This window comes from Castellaniella sp. (assembly GCF_041675725.1).
Classification (GTDB): domain Bacteria; phylum Pseudomonadota; class Gammaproteobacteria; order Burkholderiales; family Burkholderiaceae_B; genus Castellaniella.
On sequence record NZ_JBAYTI010000062.1, the window covers coordinates 1 to 14,720 of the forward strand.

Annotated in this window: 18 protein-coding genes; 3 read left to right on the forward strand and 15 right to left on the reverse strand. The window is 64.9% G+C overall.

The annotated features are described in order from the left end of the window. On the forward strand, positions 1-975 hold a 975-nt coding region (gene flgL / locus WCZ84_RS11410; protein ID WP_372686401.1), incomplete at its 5' end, for a flagellar hook-associated protein FlgL. A 27-nt stretch (positions 976-1,002) separates the two neighbouring features. Next, positions 1,003-1,533, forward strand: a complete 531-nt coding sequence (locus WCZ84_RS11415; protein WP_372686402.1) for a hypothetical protein — start codon at positions 1,003-1,005, stop codon at positions 1,531-1,533. Here WCZ84_RS11415 and fliR read toward each other — a convergent pair. From fliR to fliF, 13 genes are read right to left on the reverse strand one after another with little or no spacing between them, the layout of a single operon-like run. Then, positions 1,478-2,263: a flagellar biosynthetic protein FliR gene (gene fliR, locus WCZ84_RS11420; protein ID WP_372686403.1), complete on the reverse strand. Its 786-nt coding sequence runs from the start codon at positions 2,261-2,263 to the stop codon at positions 1,478-1,480. The two genes, WCZ84_RS11415 and fliR, sit on opposite strands and share 56 nt — an antisense overlap. Positions 2,264-2,317: 54 nt before the next feature. Beyond that, on the reverse strand, positions 2,318-2,587 hold the full coding sequence (gene fliQ / locus WCZ84_RS11425; protein ID WP_372686404.1) for a flagellar biosynthesis protein FliQ: 270 nt from the start codon (positions 2,585-2,587) through the stop codon (positions 2,318-2,320). An 11-nt stretch (positions 2,588-2,598) separates the two neighbouring features. Continuing rightward, complete coding sequence (gene fliP / locus WCZ84_RS11430) at positions 2,599-3,360, reverse strand: flagellar type III secretion system pore protein FliP (protein WP_372686405.1); 762 nt, start codon at positions 3,358-3,360, stop codon at positions 2,599-2,601. After that, positions 3,357-3,689, reverse strand: a complete 333-nt coding sequence (gene fliO / locus WCZ84_RS11435; RefSeq protein WP_372686406.1) for a flagellar biosynthetic protein FliO — start codon at positions 3,687-3,689, stop codon at positions 3,357-3,359. The genes fliP and fliO overlap by 4 nt, the downstream gene beginning before the upstream one ends. A 3-nt stretch (positions 3,690-3,692) precedes the next feature. Continuing rightward, positions 3,693-4,205: a flagellar motor switch protein FliN gene (gene fliN / locus WCZ84_RS11440; protein ID WP_372686407.1), complete on the reverse strand. Its 513-nt coding sequence runs from the start codon at positions 4,203-4,205 to the stop codon at positions 3,693-3,695. Continuing rightward, complete coding sequence (gene fliM / locus WCZ84_RS11445; protein WP_372686408.1) at positions 4,202-5,218, reverse strand: flagellar motor switch protein FliM; 1,017 nt, start codon at positions 5,216-5,218, stop codon at positions 4,202-4,204. The genes fliN and fliM overlap by 4 nt, the downstream gene beginning before the upstream one ends. Next, on the reverse strand, positions 5,219-5,707 hold the full coding sequence (gene fliL, locus WCZ84_RS11450) for a flagellar basal body-associated protein FliL (protein ID WP_372686409.1): 489 nt from the start codon (positions 5,705-5,707) through the stop codon (positions 5,219-5,221). Beyond that, a complete protein-coding gene (locus WCZ84_RS11455; protein WP_372686410.1) occupies positions 5,700-7,379 on the reverse strand; it encodes a flagellar hook-length control protein FliK in 1,680 nt (559 codons plus the stop codon). Before WCZ84_RS11455 ends, fliL begins: the two co-directional genes overlap by 8 nt. Then, positions 7,379-7,810, reverse strand: a complete 432-nt coding sequence (fliJ, locus tag WCZ84_RS11460) for a flagellar export protein FliJ (protein WP_372686411.1) — start codon at positions 7,808-7,810, stop codon at positions 7,379-7,381. Before fliJ ends, WCZ84_RS11455 begins: the two co-directional genes overlap by 1 nt. After that, positions 7,788-9,281 carry a FliI/YscN family ATPase gene (locus tag WCZ84_RS11465; protein ID WP_372686412.1) on the reverse strand — a complete coding sequence of 498 codons (1,494 nt, stop codon included), beginning with the start codon at positions 9,279-9,281 and terminating at the stop codon, positions 7,788-7,790. The genes fliJ and WCZ84_RS11465 overlap by 23 nt, the downstream gene beginning before the upstream one ends. Continuing rightward, positions 9,278-10,117, reverse strand: coding sequence for a FliH/SctL family protein (locus WCZ84_RS11470; RefSeq protein ID WP_372686413.1), 840 nt, complete (start codon positions 10,115-10,117; stop codon positions 9,278-9,280). The genes WCZ84_RS11465 and WCZ84_RS11470 overlap by 4 nt, the downstream gene beginning before the upstream one ends. Then, positions 10,110-11,120, reverse strand: coding sequence for a flagellar motor switch protein FliG (gene fliG / locus WCZ84_RS11475; protein ID WP_372686414.1), 1,011 nt, complete (start codon positions 11,118-11,120; stop codon positions 10,110-10,112). The genes WCZ84_RS11470 and fliG overlap by 8 nt, the downstream gene beginning before the upstream one ends. Beyond that, positions 11,098-12,717 (reverse strand): flagellar basal-body MS-ring/collar protein FliF, encoded by a 1,620-nt coding sequence (fliF, locus tag WCZ84_RS11480; RefSeq protein WP_372686415.1) that lies wholly within the window; start codon positions 12,715-12,717, stop codon positions 11,098-11,100. Before fliF ends, fliG begins: the two co-directional genes overlap by 23 nt. Before the next feature lie 185 nt (positions 12,718-12,902). Here fliF and fliE point away from each other — a divergent pair, with 185 nt between their 5' ends. Then, positions 12,903-13,256, forward strand: a complete 354-nt coding sequence (gene fliE, locus WCZ84_RS11485) for a flagellar hook-basal body complex protein FliE (protein ID WP_372686416.1) — start codon at positions 12,903-12,905, stop codon at positions 13,254-13,256. Between the two features lie 63 nt (positions 13,257-13,319). On the opposite strand, the gene WCZ84_RS11490 is transcribed toward fliE, so the two are convergent. Together WCZ84_RS11490 and WCZ84_RS11495 are read right to left on the reverse strand one after the other, a co-directional pair. Next, entirely contained in the window at positions 13,320-13,628 is a 309-nt protein-coding gene (locus tag WCZ84_RS11490; protein ID WP_372686417.1) for an EscU/YscU/HrcU family type III secretion system export apparatus switch protein, read from the reverse strand. Continuing rightward, a partial coding sequence (locus tag WCZ84_RS11495; protein WP_372686418.1) for a flagellar hook-length control protein FliK occupies positions 13,625-14,720 on the reverse strand: 1,096 nt, incomplete at its 5' end. The genes WCZ84_RS11490 and WCZ84_RS11495, both read right to left, overlap by 4 nt.

Consider the following 14,720-nt stretch of genomic DNA (forward strand, 5'->3'; position numbering starts at 1 on the left):
TCGATGCAGGATCTTCAGGCGCGTCTGGTCGAAGTCAGCAATGGCACTTTGTCCGATGCCGATCGGCGCAGCCTGGCCGCCACGCTCGCGGATTTGCGCGAGACCCTGCTGGGGATCGCCAACACGACCGATGGCAATGGCCAGCATCTGTTTTCCGGCTCGCGCGGGGATTTCCCCGCCTACCTCCCTGACGGCCACTATGCGGGCGATGACCTGCGGCGCTGGGTGCAGGCCGACCAGACCCGCCGGATCGATTCAGCCGACAGCGGGCGCATGGTATTCGAGCGCGCCCAGCCAGGCACCCGCGCCTATGCGACCTTCGCGCAGCCGGGCAATACCGGCACCGCAGTGCTGGCGCAGCCGGGCATCATGGATGGCCAGCCAGGCAATGCAGCCGCCAGCTACGCATTCACACTGGTATTCGACAGCGAACAGGATTATCACGTGGATGTTCACGATGCCCAGGGGGTATGGGTGCAGACGCTCACCGGGCAGCGGGCGCCCTCCGCCGCGTCGCTCGAGCTGGGCCTGGGTACGGTCGTGCAGATATCGGGCGAGCCTCGGGCGGGAGACCAGTTCGAGATTCGTCCATTGCGCGAAGAGAACCTGAACCTTTTCCAGACGCTCGACGCGCTGGTCGAGGTCCTGCGCGAACCGGTTCAAGAGAACGCCGTGGCGCAGGCCCGGTTGCGCAATCATCTGAACACGGCCAGCCAGAAGATCACCTCCCTCTACGACAACATCCTGACCGTGCGCGCTTCCATCGGTACCCGGCTCAACGAGCTCGACGCGCTGGATGACAGCGGGATGCAGCGTGATCTGGGTTACCGCAAGGCGCTCAGCGACCTCGAAGACCTCGATTACTACCAGGCAACCATTCAACTCAATTTGCGCAAGGCGGCGCTCATGGGGGCCACGGACGCTTTCCAGGCCATTCAGAACCTGAGCCTGTTCAACCTGAACTCAGGCCGTTGAGCCGCGTGGTTGGCCTGGAGGCGTTTCATGGTGTGTTTCGGCCGGCGTGTGGCCCGCATGGTCATGCTGGGTATGCTGGGTGCGTGCGGGCTGGCGTTGGCCGCCTGCTCGGTCACGGGGCACCCGTTTCAGGCGTCGGGTCTGGATCGCCTGGTGCCGGGGCAGACGACCCTGATGCAGGCCAGCGAAGCCCTGAACGCCGCACCGGCGCAACAGTGGCCGCAAACCGATGGCGGCCTGCTGGCGCGCTGGGCCTACCGGCGCAGTCTGAGCACCGACGCGCTTTATTTTCGTCAGGCCGTCTTGCTGCGCTTTGGGCCGGATGGGACGTTCCAGTCCATCGAAGATACCGTCAACATTCCGCTGGCCCCTTCCATCCAGGCGTTGGCCCGGCGAGCCCAACAGGACCAGGCGGCCAGATACCGCGCGGCCAGCGTGCCACCGTCACCGGCCGTGCCACCGGCCGCCGATCCAAGTGGGCGCATCCAGCTCGAAGAGATCGTCATAGGCCAGCCAAGCGGCCCAGCACCTGCGCCATGGCCTCGTAGCCCTGGTTGAACAGATTCTGCATGAAGGCGCTGCTGCGCGGCAAGACCAGGGTGAGAATGACGATCCCCGTGGTCAGGGTGATGGGAAAACCCACGGCAAAGACGGACAGCTGCTGCGCCGTGCGGTTCAGAATCCCCAGCGACAGATTGATGGTCAGCAACACGATGATCAGCGGCAAGGCCAGCAGCATGCCCGAAATCCAAAGCTGGCTGCTCCAATCCAGTAGCGCGCCCCAGCCGTTCGGATCCAGCGTGCCGCCCAGTGGCAATACGGCGTAGCTGTGCAGCAGGGTGCCCAGCATGAGCAGGTGGCCGTTGACGGTGAAAAACAGCAACAGGGCGATCAGGTTGATCAGGCGCGACGTGACGGCCGTGTTGGCACCCGAGCCAGGATCGAAGAAAGACGCGAACGCCAGGCCCATCTGCAGACCGACGAATTCACCGGCCATGATGAAGGCCATGAATACCAGACGCATGCTCAATCCGAGCGAAAGCCCCACCAGTGTTTCGCGGGCGGCGATCTGCAGACCCGCGTACGAGCCGGCTGTTACAGACGGGACGGGCGCCAGCACCGGTGCCAGCAGCAGGGCGCAGGCCAGTGCGAGGCCAGCCTTGATTCGCATGGGGATGGGCTGGTCGCTCAGGCCGGGTGCAAGCGCGATCAGGCCGGCAACCCTGAACAGCGGCCAGAGCAGGCGGTGAATCGCATCGTAAATGTCCTGCAGCGGCCACTCTATCATGCGCGGCTTCTCCTTGGAGAGAGGCTTTGTCCGGTCCGGCTGAGATCCTGCGGATCAGGCAACCAGGTTCGGTATGCTCTGGATCAGGTTGCGGATGTAGTCGACCAGCGTGTCGATCATCCAGGGGCCGAGCAGAACCAGCGTCGTGGCGATTGCCAACAGCTTGGGAATGAATGACAAGGTCATTTCGTTGATTTGGGTGGCGGCTTGCAGAATGCTGATCAGCAGACCCACCATCAGGGTGACGAGCAACAGGGGCCCCGCGATGCTGAGTGCCATGCGAAGGGCTTGAAATGCCAGGGTCATCACGGTTTCGGGGGTCATCGTGGGCCGCCTCATTGGTAAAAACTGCGCGCAAGAGAGCCCAGCAGCAGATGCCAGCCATCGGCCAGCACGAAGAGCATGAGCTTGAACGGAAGGGAGATGGTCACCGGTGGCACCATCATCATTCCAAGGGCCATCAGAAGGCTGGCCACGACCAGGTCGATGATCAGGAAAGGAATGAAGATCGTGAAACCGATCTGAAATGCCGTCTTGAGTTCGCTGGTAACGAACGCGGGTACCAGAATGCGCAGGGGGATAGCCTGGGGATCTTCCAACGGGCCCGTACGGGCGATGTCAACGAACAGGCTTAAATCGGTTTCCCGGGTCTGCCCCAGCATGAATGTCCGAAGCGGCTGGCTGCCGCGTTCAAGCGCCTGTTCGAGGGAGATCTGGTCCCGCGCAAGCGGCTGGTACGCTTGCTCGTAGATCTGGTCGAAGACTGGCGACATGGTATAGAGCGTAAGAAACAGGGCGAGCCCGACCAGGATCGTATTGGGCGGGGAGACGCCGGTCCCCAGCGCGTTGCGCAGCAGGCCCAGGACGATGATGATGCGGGTGAAGCCGGTCATCATGAGCAAGGCGGCCGGCAGGAATGACAAAAGGCTGAGTGCGACCAGGGTCTGGACACTGACCGACCAGGCCTGGCCCCCGTCTGCAGTCGGGCTGGCCGTCAGGGCGGGAATGCTTTGCGCCGCACTGTCGATTGCCGGATACAGGGCCAGCATGCCGGCAATGGCGAGCCAGCCGCCGAACCGGCAAACGCGCACCTTCATGGCTGGCCCTGGCTGCGGCGGGCGGCCTGCAGGTGTTCTGTAAAAGCGTGTTGGCCGTGGCTTGTGGCGTTCTGAGCCGGCAGGCCTGTCTGGTGCAGCACGGAAATGTGCTGTGGGGTGACGCCCAGCAGCAATTCGGTGCCGTCGATGGTGATCAGGCAAAGTTGGCTGCGGGGCCCCAGGCGCCGGGTTTCCAGGGTCAGGATGCGCGGACTGCGCTTCAGGGATGCCAGGTATCCGCTGCGCCGGGCCAGCCAGGCCAGCGCCAGGAGCAGGCCCACCACCACAAGCAAAGCCAGCACGACGCGCAGCAAGGGCAGGCCATCCATGGTTCAGCGCCGTTGGTTGATCCGGGCCAGGCGATCGGACGGGGTGATGATGTCGGTAATGCGCACGCCGTACTGATCATCTACCACGACCACCTCGCCTTGGGCGATCAGGTACCCATTGATATAAATGTCCATCGGTTCGCCGGCCTGGCCGTCGAGCTCGACCACCGAGCCCTGGCCCAACTGCAGGATGTTCTTGAGGGTGAGGCGGGTCCGGCCCAGTTCGACCGAGAGCTCGACGGGTATGTCGAGGATGCGGTCGAGACTGTGGTCCGAGGCCTGGTGGGTGTCTTCCAGAGGCTGGAAAATGCGCTCGGCTGCCGCGGTGGGTTCAGGCGCTGTCGCGGCGGACGCAGCCGGCGTGGGGGGCGCGGCCCTACTGGGGGATGCCGCTGGGTCCGTCGAGGGGGTGTGCCCGGCCTGTTCCGCAAGGGCGGCCGCCCAGATGTCATCGTCGACAACCGTGTCGGCGCTTTGGGTCGGGTGGGGATCGGTCGGGGCAGTCGGTTCGCTCATGAGGGCGTCTCGGAGGAAGAGGGGGCTTTTTCGCTAGAGGGCAGCAGATAGTCCAGGATGCGCAGGGCAGGGTGCCCATTGAGAGAGCCGTAATGGCATTTGAAGAGTGGCGTGTCGTGAACGCGGGCGGTGATCACGTCGTGTAGTTCGATGGGGAGTACATCGCCGACCGAAAGTGCCAGTACCGAGTCCACGGTGGTTTTGATGCGGCAGAATTCGGCATTCAGCCAGACCGTTGCGTGCGTGACTTCGCGGCTCAACTGCTGGTGCCAGCGCTGGTCGACGGTGCTGCTGGTATCCTGCAGCAAGGGGCGGACCAGAATGTCACGCAACGGCTCTATCATCGAGTAGGGCAGGCAGATGTTCAGCGTGCCGCCCGTCGAACCCAGCTCGATGTTGAAACTGGAGACCACCACGATGTCGTTGCTGGTACTGATGCTGGCAAACTTGGTGTGCATCTCGGACCGGATGTATTCGAATTCGAGAGGATGAGCCGGTTCCCAGGCCTTGCCGTAACACGCCAAGGTCTGATTCAGCAGTTTGTGGATGATGCGCTGTTCCGTGTTGGTGAATTCCCGTCCTTCGATGCGGATTCCAAAGCGGCCGTTGCCCCCGAACAGGTTGTCGACCACCAGGAACACCAGATTCGGGTCGAACACGAACAGTGCGGCACCCCGCAAAGGGCGCATGGACACCATGTTCAGGTTGCTGGGCACGGGCAGATTGCGCTCGAAGTCACCGTATTTCTGGATTCGCAAGGCGTTGACGGTGATGTCGGCGTTGCGGCGCATGAAGCCAAAGAACATGTTGCGCAGGTGACGCGCGAATCGCTCGTTGATGTGTTCCAGCGTCTGCATGCGGTGGCGGACAACGCGATCGGGCGAACTGAGGTCGTAGGCTCGAATCCCTTCGGGGTGGGCCCCGCCTTGCTGGGCTTTCTCGGACGGCTCGCCGGTGACGCCGGCCAGGAGGGCGTCCACCTCTTGTTGGGACAGCATGCTGTGATAGGACATTTATTGCACCACAAAAGCAGTGAACAGCACTTCGGCAATGTCCAGGCTTCGATTTGGATCGGACAATGGCTCGCTCAGGGCCTGCCGAAGTTCTTCCGCCAGCGCCCGGTGGCCCTTGGCCAGGCGCAGGTCGTCGGGATCCTGGCGTGACAGGATGGATATCGCGCGATCACGGATTTCCGGCATGTAGTCCTGAATGGTTTCTTTTGAGCCCGGGTCGGCCAGCCGCAGGCTGATTCGGGCATGCAGCATGCGGTTGCGCGTTTCACCGTACAGCGTGACGGTAAAAGGCTCCAGGCTTGCGAACAGGGGCTTGACCACCGGCGGCACGTCGGTGGCTTCGTCGGGGGCGTTGCTGTCCGCGGGCGCGCTCAGCCGGGGACTGGCCCACGGATTGTCGCTGACCAGATACGCCGTGGCGGCCGATATGCCGATCGCCAGCAAACCAAAGGCGCCGAATTTCAGCAAGCGGGAGACGAGTTTAGGCATAAGTGTCTACCAGCGCATGCGAACGGCCGGCCGAACGCCTTTGCGCCGTGGTGGATGGTTCTGCGGATTGCGCGGTTTGCACGGCCGATTCTTTCGGCAGGCCGTTGCGCGGGGTACCGAACAGCGCGTGTTCGTCAGCTTGCTGCTGCCCGGGCGGGTGGTCGCTGACGCTGGCTTGACCCAAAGACACCCCGGCTTCTGCCAATTGCGCCTGCAGCTGTGGCAGCGCGGCTTCGAGCGCCTGACGGACGGGCGCGTGGGCTGCAAAGAACATGAGCTGGGTGGTGCCGTCCTGAAGGTTCAGCTGAATGTGAACCGGACCCAGATCGGCCGGATGCAGTTGCAGCTGCACTTGGTGACTGCCATCGGCCGCCTGCGCCATGAATTGCACGGCGCTGTGGGTGAAATGGGCCGCCCAGGCGGGTGAACCGAAGGGCACCGGCAATGAGATGAACTGCGTGCCGCCTGCTCGGATGGGGCTGGACGCCGTGTCGGCGCGCATGGCGTCGATCGCGGAGCCCTCTGCGGCCTGGCTGGGGATGGCCGGTGGCACGGCGTCTGTCGGCCCCGACCTTGCCGCCGCAAGAGCCCGCTCGATCATCGGGGTGGCCGAACCACCAGATGGATCGGCCACCTTGCCGGACCCGGCCTTGGCGGGGCGGATAGTGTCTTGCGGACCCTTGCCGTGGCCTTCGGGTGTCGGGCTGCCCGACCGGTGTCCATGGGGCTCGGGCCGGGTCTGGGGTGCGGATTTGGTAGTCTGTCGCACGGGTTCAGCGGCCGGTTGCACCGGTTCGGCCACGACACGGAGGGATGCTTGGTATCCCGGGGGGGTCGGTCGCGCCGGCGAAGGTGTATCCGAAGACAGGATGGAAGGGTTCGTGGCCAGCAGGGTGTTGCCGGGGGGCGTCGCGGTAGGCGATTCTGGGGCGGCATGCGCCGCGGGGGTGGCCGCCGTGGCCGAAGACGGGGCGGCCGACAGGGCGGCCGTCGCTGTGGATGCGGCGGCCCTGGTTGGGGAGGCACTCGCCCTGGCTGGGGAGGCGCTTGCCCCCGTGATTGAAGCGGCCGCGATCATGTCCGTCGGGGCCGACGCCATGGTCGGGAATGGGGTCGTCGCGGCCAACGTCGCAGCCGGCACAGACGGCGCGGCGCTTCCCGGCGCGGGTGCCGTGACCGCCATTGGCGCAGAGACTGCGCTCGCTGCCACGGTGTTTATGGCCGGCCGGCCGGACATTGCCGGCCCGGCGTCGATGGGGGCTGCCGCGATTACGGCCGGCTGGCCGTCTCGTGGCGGCCGTGGCGGCATGACGGGACTGCGGGGATAGGCGCCATCGATTGCCGGCTGTTCGGATGCCTGGCGTGGCCCTTTGATGGCAGGGTCTGCCTTGGCCGGCGGGGTCATGGGCACCAGCAGCCAGGGTATGTCGAGCGGTTCTGGGTCCTCTGACGGCGCTTTGGCCTGAGGGGCGCGGTTGTGATCGACTCGGAGTGCCACTTGCTTGGTCGGAAGCGGCACCGTGTCGCGCTGGCGAATGGCGGGCAGGCTTTGATCCAGCAGCGCAAGAAACCCCGCCTGGGCTGGCGTCCGGCCCTTGGCCGTGCGCGTGGACGGGATCTCTAGGGAAGCGCCCTGCGGGCTGTCGGCAGACGGAATGGATAGGGTGGACATCAGGTTTCCTGGGCTTTCGTGTGCAGTAGTCGGGCTGCGATCTCGTCGTGTTCCCGTTGTTCGCGCCGGTGCAGCCGGCCTGCTTCCTGTTGGGCCTGGCGCTGCTGCAGGGTTTCATACGCCTGCAAGTGGCGATGTTCGGTTTTCCAGCGCTGGCGCTGGCGCATCACCTGGCCGTCCAGTTGCGCGACCGCTTTATTCTGCTGTGAAATGGCATGCTCCAATGTTGTGATGAAGCGGTGGAAATTGGCGTACTTTGCGGCACTCAATCCCTGTCCGGCGTGCGTCTGGAGTTGCGTGCGGTAGTCTTTTTGGTAGTCATGCAGCTGTTCCAGCTGCGCCTGGGCCTGGCTGCGGCGAGCGGTGAGAGCGGACAATTGCTCGCCCGCCCGATCGCAGTCGTCCTGCTTAAGCTTGAGCAGGGTGTTCAATTGGGTTTTCTCCATGCCGGTCCTGAGGTGAAGAGGGTGCGAGGCCCAGGGCTGAATCGAGCTCGGCCTGCGCTTGTGAATAATCGACCCGCGTATCGAAATCCTGCTGCAGATAAGCCTGCAGGCCGGGGTGGCGAGCGATGGCGAGATCGGCCTGGGCGTCCTGCCCCGCGACGTAGGCACCCACGGTGATCAAGTCCTGATTGCGCTGATACAGAGTGTTGAGTTGCTTGAAGGCCTGTGATTTTTGCAGTTGCGCTTTGGGTACGATGGCAGGCATTACCCGGGAAATCGACGCGCCGATATCGATGGCCGGGTAGTGGCCGGCATCCGCCAGCGCGCGCGCGAGCACGATGTGTCCATCGAGGATGGCTCGGGCGGCATCGGCAATGGGGTCCTGCTGGTCGTCCCCTTCGGTCAACACCGTGTAGAACGCCGTGATGGATCCGTGGATGTTGCCGTCGCGTTGGCTGCCGTTTCCCGCGCGTTCGACGAGTGCCGGCAATTTGGCGAACACCGACGGTGGATAGCCTTTCGTGGCGGGTGGTTCGCCAATGGCCAGGGCGATTTCGCGCTGCGCCATGGCGTAGCGGGTAAGTGAATCCATCAGCAAAAGTACGTGCTGGCCCTGTGCCCGGAAGTATTCGGCCAATCGCGTCGCGTACGCGGCCCCCTGTAGACGCAGAAGCGGCGAGGCGTCTGCCGGTGCCGCCACGACCACTGAGCGCGCCAGACCATCTGGCCCGAGGTTCTGCTCGATGAATTCCTTGACCTCGCGGCCGCGCTCGCCGATCAGGCCGACCACGATGACGTCGGCCAGGGTATAGCGGGCCATCATGCTGAGCAGTACGCTCTTGCCGACCCCGGACCCGGCAAACAGCCCCATGCGTTGCCCACGGCCGACGGTCAGCAGGCCATTGATGGCCCGCACGCCCACGTCCAGCACGGATCGGATGGGCGCACGCTCGAGCGGGTTGATCGGCTGCACGTGCAGACTGACGTACTCGAGTCCGGCTGGCAGCCCCTGACCGTCCAGTGGCGTACCGGCACCGTCCAGAATGCGCCCCAGCAACGCGGACCCGGCTGGAACACGGCGAGCCTGCGAGACGGCTTCATGGGCGTCGGAATCCGTCGCGCCGGGCCACGGGGGCACCCCCGAGGCGCCCGGTACTTCGGCAAGGACCGCCGCGCCGGGGCGCAGACCGGTCATGTCGTTCTGTGGCATCAGGTACAGAATGTCGTCGCGAAAGCCGACCACTTCGGCGCTGCCCCAGGTGTCCGGCGGCCCTTCGAGGGCGATCCGACAGGCTGCGCCGACCGGCAGGCCGAGCCCGGTGGCTTCGATCACCAGCCCGGTGGCCCGCGTGATTCGGCCGACCCGGCGGATGCCATCGACGCCGCGGATTTCCTGCGCCAGGGAGAGCAGGCGTTCGCGCAAAGCGCCGGTGAGGTCGCCGTGGATGGGCGTCATGGTGTGCCGGGGTCCGGCTCGCCGGCCATCGATGCGTTGGACCGGTTGGCCCCGGCCCCGCCGGGCATGGATGGCAGTTCGAGATGATCGAGCAGCGCCTGCCAACGGGTCTGCAGGCTGGCGTCGATGCGACCCTGCGGCGTCTGCAGCAGCAGGCCGCCACGGGCCAGGGATGCGTCCTGCATGAGCTGCACGGCGGGCGTCAGCTCATGCAGGATGGCCTGCAGCGCCGCATGGTCTTCGGGATGGACGATGAGCTGTAGCGTCGGATCCTCGGCGCCCGCACGGGTTTGAGCCAGGCGCCGCGCCAGGGCCTGTACATAGCAGGCCTGATGGCGGATCTCGTGCTGCAGGATCTGTTCGGCCATGGCGACCGCCAGCTGCGCCAGCGCCTGGCCCACGTCGTATTCGATGTGCTGCAGGGCAGCCTGGGCCGATGCGAGCAGCAGTTGCCACTGTGCCTGCTGCGTTTTGAGCGCCTCCCGAGCCTGCGTGCGAGCGTGCGCCAACCCTTCGTCGCGGCCCGCCTCGAGCCCTTCTTCGAAACCCGCTGCGTACCCTTGTGCCTGCGCAGCCTGCCAGCCTGCTGCGTGCCCGGCCTCGCGCCCCCGTTCGAGCCCAGCGGCATGCCCTTCGGCATACCCCGCTTCTTGGGCAGACTGCCGTGTGTGTTCGAGTGATGGCACGGCGGCCCCACGTGGGGCGGCACTGGCGCCCGAGCCGGCGCCCGAGCCGGCGTCTGGACCGGCGTCGTCCAGCCCGTCAGCCAGGTGGATGGGCCGCCCCCTTTGCAGGCGCTGAAGAGACCACGGCTGCCAGCGCAGGGAATCAGACATAATCGTCCTCTCGGGTGGACAGTGAAATCTGGCCTGCGTCGGCCAGCTTCCGGGCCGCCAGCAGAATGGCCTTTTGTTCGGATTCCACTTGCGATACTCTGACCGGTCCCATGGATTCGATTTCTTCTTCGAGCATCTCCGCCGCTCGACTGGACATGTTCCGAAAGAATTTTTGCCGCAATTCCGGTGTCGCGTTTTTCAGGGCGGTCGCCAGCAGCTGGCTGTCTGTATCTTCCAGAATGCGGCGTATGGAGGTGTCCTCGACGTCGACCAGGTTTTCGAACGTGAACATTTCGTCGATGATGCGTTGGGTCAGGTCGCTGTCTGCCTCTCGCAGGGCGGCCACCAGGGATTCTTCTTCGGTGGAGTTCATGAAGTTCAGGATTTCGGCGGCTGTGCGAACGCCGCCCATGCGGGCGCGCTTGGCGCCCTGGCCCGCCAGCACCTGATTCAGCACCGAGGTCAGCTCCTGCAGGGCGACAGGCTGCACGCCGCCAAAGGTGGCGATTCGCATCATGACGTCCTGGCGGACGCGCTCGTTGAGCAACGCGAGCACCGCCGCGGCCCGGTCGCGCTCGAGGTGCACCAGGATGGTGGCAATGATCTGCGGGTGCTCGTTGCCAATCAGTTCGGCCACGTTGGCCGGTTCGAGCCAGTTCAAGGCGTCGATCCCCGAGCTGCTTGCCTGCGAACTGTCCAGGATGTCGTCGAGGATGGCGGCTGCGCGATCCTGCCCCAGTGCCTTGATCAGCACCGAACGGATGTATTCGCCCGATCCCAGCGTGACGGCAGTGAACTGCTCGATTTCTTCGCGGAAATTTTCGAGCACTTGATCGACTTCGCTGCGCGAGACCTGCTGCAGATGGGCCATTGCAGCCCCGATCTGCTGGACTTCGCTGGCCCCCATGTACTTGAAGACCTCGGCGGCGGCATCCTCGCCTACGGACATCATGAGGATGGCACACCGGGTCAGATTGTCATCATGGTTTGGCATTTTTTGCATTCAACCAGCTCCTCAGGACCATCGCGACCGCCTGTGGGTCTTGCTCGGCCAAGTCGCTGGCCGTCTTGAGGTTGTCTGCGTAGCGGCTGGCCTGGGCGATGCGTTCGCCGTCATCCTGGGATCGTGCCAGAGGCCGTGCCGGCGAGGCGTGCGCCCGGGGTTGCGTCTGCATTTTCAGCAGGGCCTGATACAGAGGGCGGAGCAACTGGCGCCAGAAGAAAAAGAGGGCCAGTATCCACAAGAGGGCCTTGCCCGCCTGCCAGCCGATCTGCTGGTAGAACGGATCCTGCCAGAGCGGAATCTGCGGCGGCCGGTCATCGAAGGCCGTGTTGATGACGCTGATGGTGTCGCCGCGCGCATCCGAATAACCCATCGCCCGTTTGGCCAGGGTTTCGATGGCTTGGATCTGCGGCGAGTCGGACGGGTATAGGGCGCCCTGCTCGTTGCGGTAGCTGACGACGACCGCCACTGAAAGGTTTTCCAACAGGCCGCTGGCCTGGCGCGTATGCGTGATGGTGCGGTCGAGCTCGTAGTTGATGGTGGCGTCGCTTTGCTCGTCGGTGGGCGGCAGGCCCCTGGCCTCTGTGGCGGGGTCTGGCGAAGCGGTGCCTGTGGGGCCGTCTTCTAGGGGGGCCGTGGCGGTCGCGGGGGGTTGATTGCTCAGGGCGCCCGGTATCCCCTGGATGGGCACGACGCCGGTGCGCAGTGAACGCGCGGTCTGTTTGCTGCGCACGGCGGCCGTGCCGGCCTGCTCGTTCGGGGTATAACGTTCCGACGTCTGTTCATGCTGGGTGAAGTCGATCTGGGCATTGACCTGCGCGCGCACATTGCCGGATCCGACGATCGGGTTGAGCAGTGTCAGGATGCGTTGCAGGGTACGCTGTTCGATGCTGGCACGCTGATCTTCCTGGGCGGCACTCAGGCCTTCGTCGCCCTGTGCGCTCGACAACAGATGGCCGTCTTGATCGATGACCGAAACCGATTCACTGCCCAGCCTGGGTACGCTGGCCGCCACCAGGCGCTGCATGGCCCGCACCTGCGCCTTGCTCAGGGTGCGTCCGGCGTACAGGTTGACCAATACAGAAGCAGTTGGCTGTTCCTGTTCACGGATGAAGAGCGACTGCCGTGGCAGGGCCAGATGCACCCGCGCCGACTGGACCGGCTGCAATGCCTCCATCGACCGGGCCAGCTCGCCTTCCAGGGCCCGCTGGTACTGTATCTGTTCCAGGAACTGGCTGGCGCCGAATTTGGGCTCGTCGAGCAGCTCGAACCCGGTGTTGGCGCTGCGCGGCAGACCCTGTTCGGCCAGTTGCAGGCGCAGCGCATAGACCTGGTCGGCGGGCACCAGAATCGTGGTGCCCTGGTTTTCAAACCGGTACGGAATGGCGCGCTGCTCGAGAATATTGACGATTGCGCCGCCGTCGTGCGGTTCGAGATTCGTATACAGGGGCCGAAAATCAGGGCTGTACAGCCACATCGCTGCAATCAGGGCCACCGCGGCGGCGGCCGCGATGGCCGCCAGAAGCAGGATTCTGGGCTGCGTGGCAATCTGCTGCAACCAGGGAATGTTGCGGATCTGGTCGGTAAAGGCAGTCATGGTTGTACTGTCGTAGGCTGACAGCCATTATGGGCATGGCAAAGTACTGCACAAAGCCGGAAAACAATCGCTTTTCCATGCTTGTTCACGGTCTATGGGCTGCGTTCGGGCCGCTAACATCGAGGCCATGATTCCTGGGTGCCGGGCGGATTTCCCGCCTGGCATCGATCTCTGAAAGTGGCGTGATGATGGATGTTCAAGCGGTGGGCCAGGTGGAGCAGATGCTGGCACAGATGCGTTCGGCCATGCGCGCGGCCCAGGGCGCAGCGGCGGGTCCGGTTGCGGCCCCGGCGGCCGATCCGGGGGGGGCTTCCTCGGCGGGGTTTGCTGCTGCGCTGGCGCAATCCCTGGATAAAGTCTCGAAAGTCGAAAACCAGGCCTACGCCCAGGCGAGGGCGTTTGACCTGGGGGTGCCCGACATCCACCTGAGTGACGTCATGGTCGATCTGCAAAAGGCCCATCTTGCCTTTCAAGCCACTTTGCAGACCCGCAATCGCCTGATCGAGGCTTATAAAGAAATCGCCAATCTCGCGGTCTGAACTTGCCACCTGACCCGGGCCATCTGGGATGCCGGCCGCAAAGCCTTGCCGGGTGCCCCGGCATCAGCGGCGCGGCTCGGATGGGTGCCGGGGTGCACCGGGGTGCTCGAGCGCGTACAGCCAGGCCAGGAGCTCGGCGACCGCGCGGTAGAGTTCGGGCGGAATGTGGGCGTCCAGATCGACCTGCATGAGCAAGCTCACGAGTTCTGGCGACCGATGGACGTACAAGCCGTGTTCGCGTGCCCGGGCCACAATGCGTTCGGCAATGGTGCCGTAGCCCTTGGCCACCACCTGTGGCGCAGTGTCTGCGGGATCGTAGCGCAGGGCGACTGCCTGGCTGCGGCTTGGGGTGTCGTGGGTGGCTGGCGTCATGTCGGGTCTCCAGTGCCTTCGGGGGCGTGTGGATCGCCCTGCGCATGAATGTCGAATGGTTCGACGGCCAGGCCCAGCTCTGTGAGGGCGCCGTGCAGCCGGGCGGCGTGCGTTTGCAGAAGGTCCGCTGAATCGGGGGCCCGAAGCTGCACGTGCAATTTCTTTCTGTGCAAGCGGATATGGGCATGTACGGGCCCCAGCTGAGGCAGTTCGAGATCCAGCGTGGTGGTCCAGGCGGGCTCGGCTTCAGGGGCCTGCGGGTCTGCGTCGTGTTTCTGGATCTGCCAGCGCATGGGCGCTTGTGGCCAGGCCTGCCCTTGCCACACCAGGCTCTGGTGCGCCAGGATATCGAGCTGCTGGCGCACCAGCGTGTCGGCTTGCGGATGGTGCAGCGATGCGGTTTGGCTGGCTGCCGTGGACGCATTGGGCGGGTGCTCGGGCGACGCGCGGGCACTGGCCCATTGAGCCTGCGGTTCGGCGTCGGGAGGCGGCTGACGGCCAGGTTGCAGAAACCACCGGGCCAGGTGCGCTTCATAAAACAGGCCGCTGTTATGGATCGTTTCTTGCAACGCATGGGCGAAGAGGGCGGCCAGTGCCCCCTGCGAGGCGGGCGGGATGCCCTGGCCGGCCTGGGTCAACAGGGCGGGGCGCAGCAGCGCCGGGCTCTCGGGGTATTTTTCGAGCAAGGCGAGAATCAGGCGCGCCGCCGGGCTGAACTGTGCCGTTGCATCGCCGGAAAAACCTGTCGTGTGCCGCGGCGCGTTGCTGGCGGGCGAGTGGGCCGCTTGCGCAACCCGGGCACCCGCCGTGCGTTGCAGGCGGGCCTGGTGCTGCTGCGTCGTACGGACATCTTCTGCGGACTCTTCGGGCAGGTGCTCGGTCGAGGTGGCCAGGCCACCCAGGTGCAGGCTTTGATTGGCCGCCGTGACGGTGCGGTGCCCCGAACGCTGCGCCACTTCGCCCCGGAGCGACAGCGGATGCCCCAGCAGGGCATCGAGCCGTTGGATCAGAAGCGTACCGAGGTTGGATGGGCCCGCCATGGGGGACTCAGGCAAGAGGGGTTGGCTGCGGGGCGCCATACTGGCGCAGCAA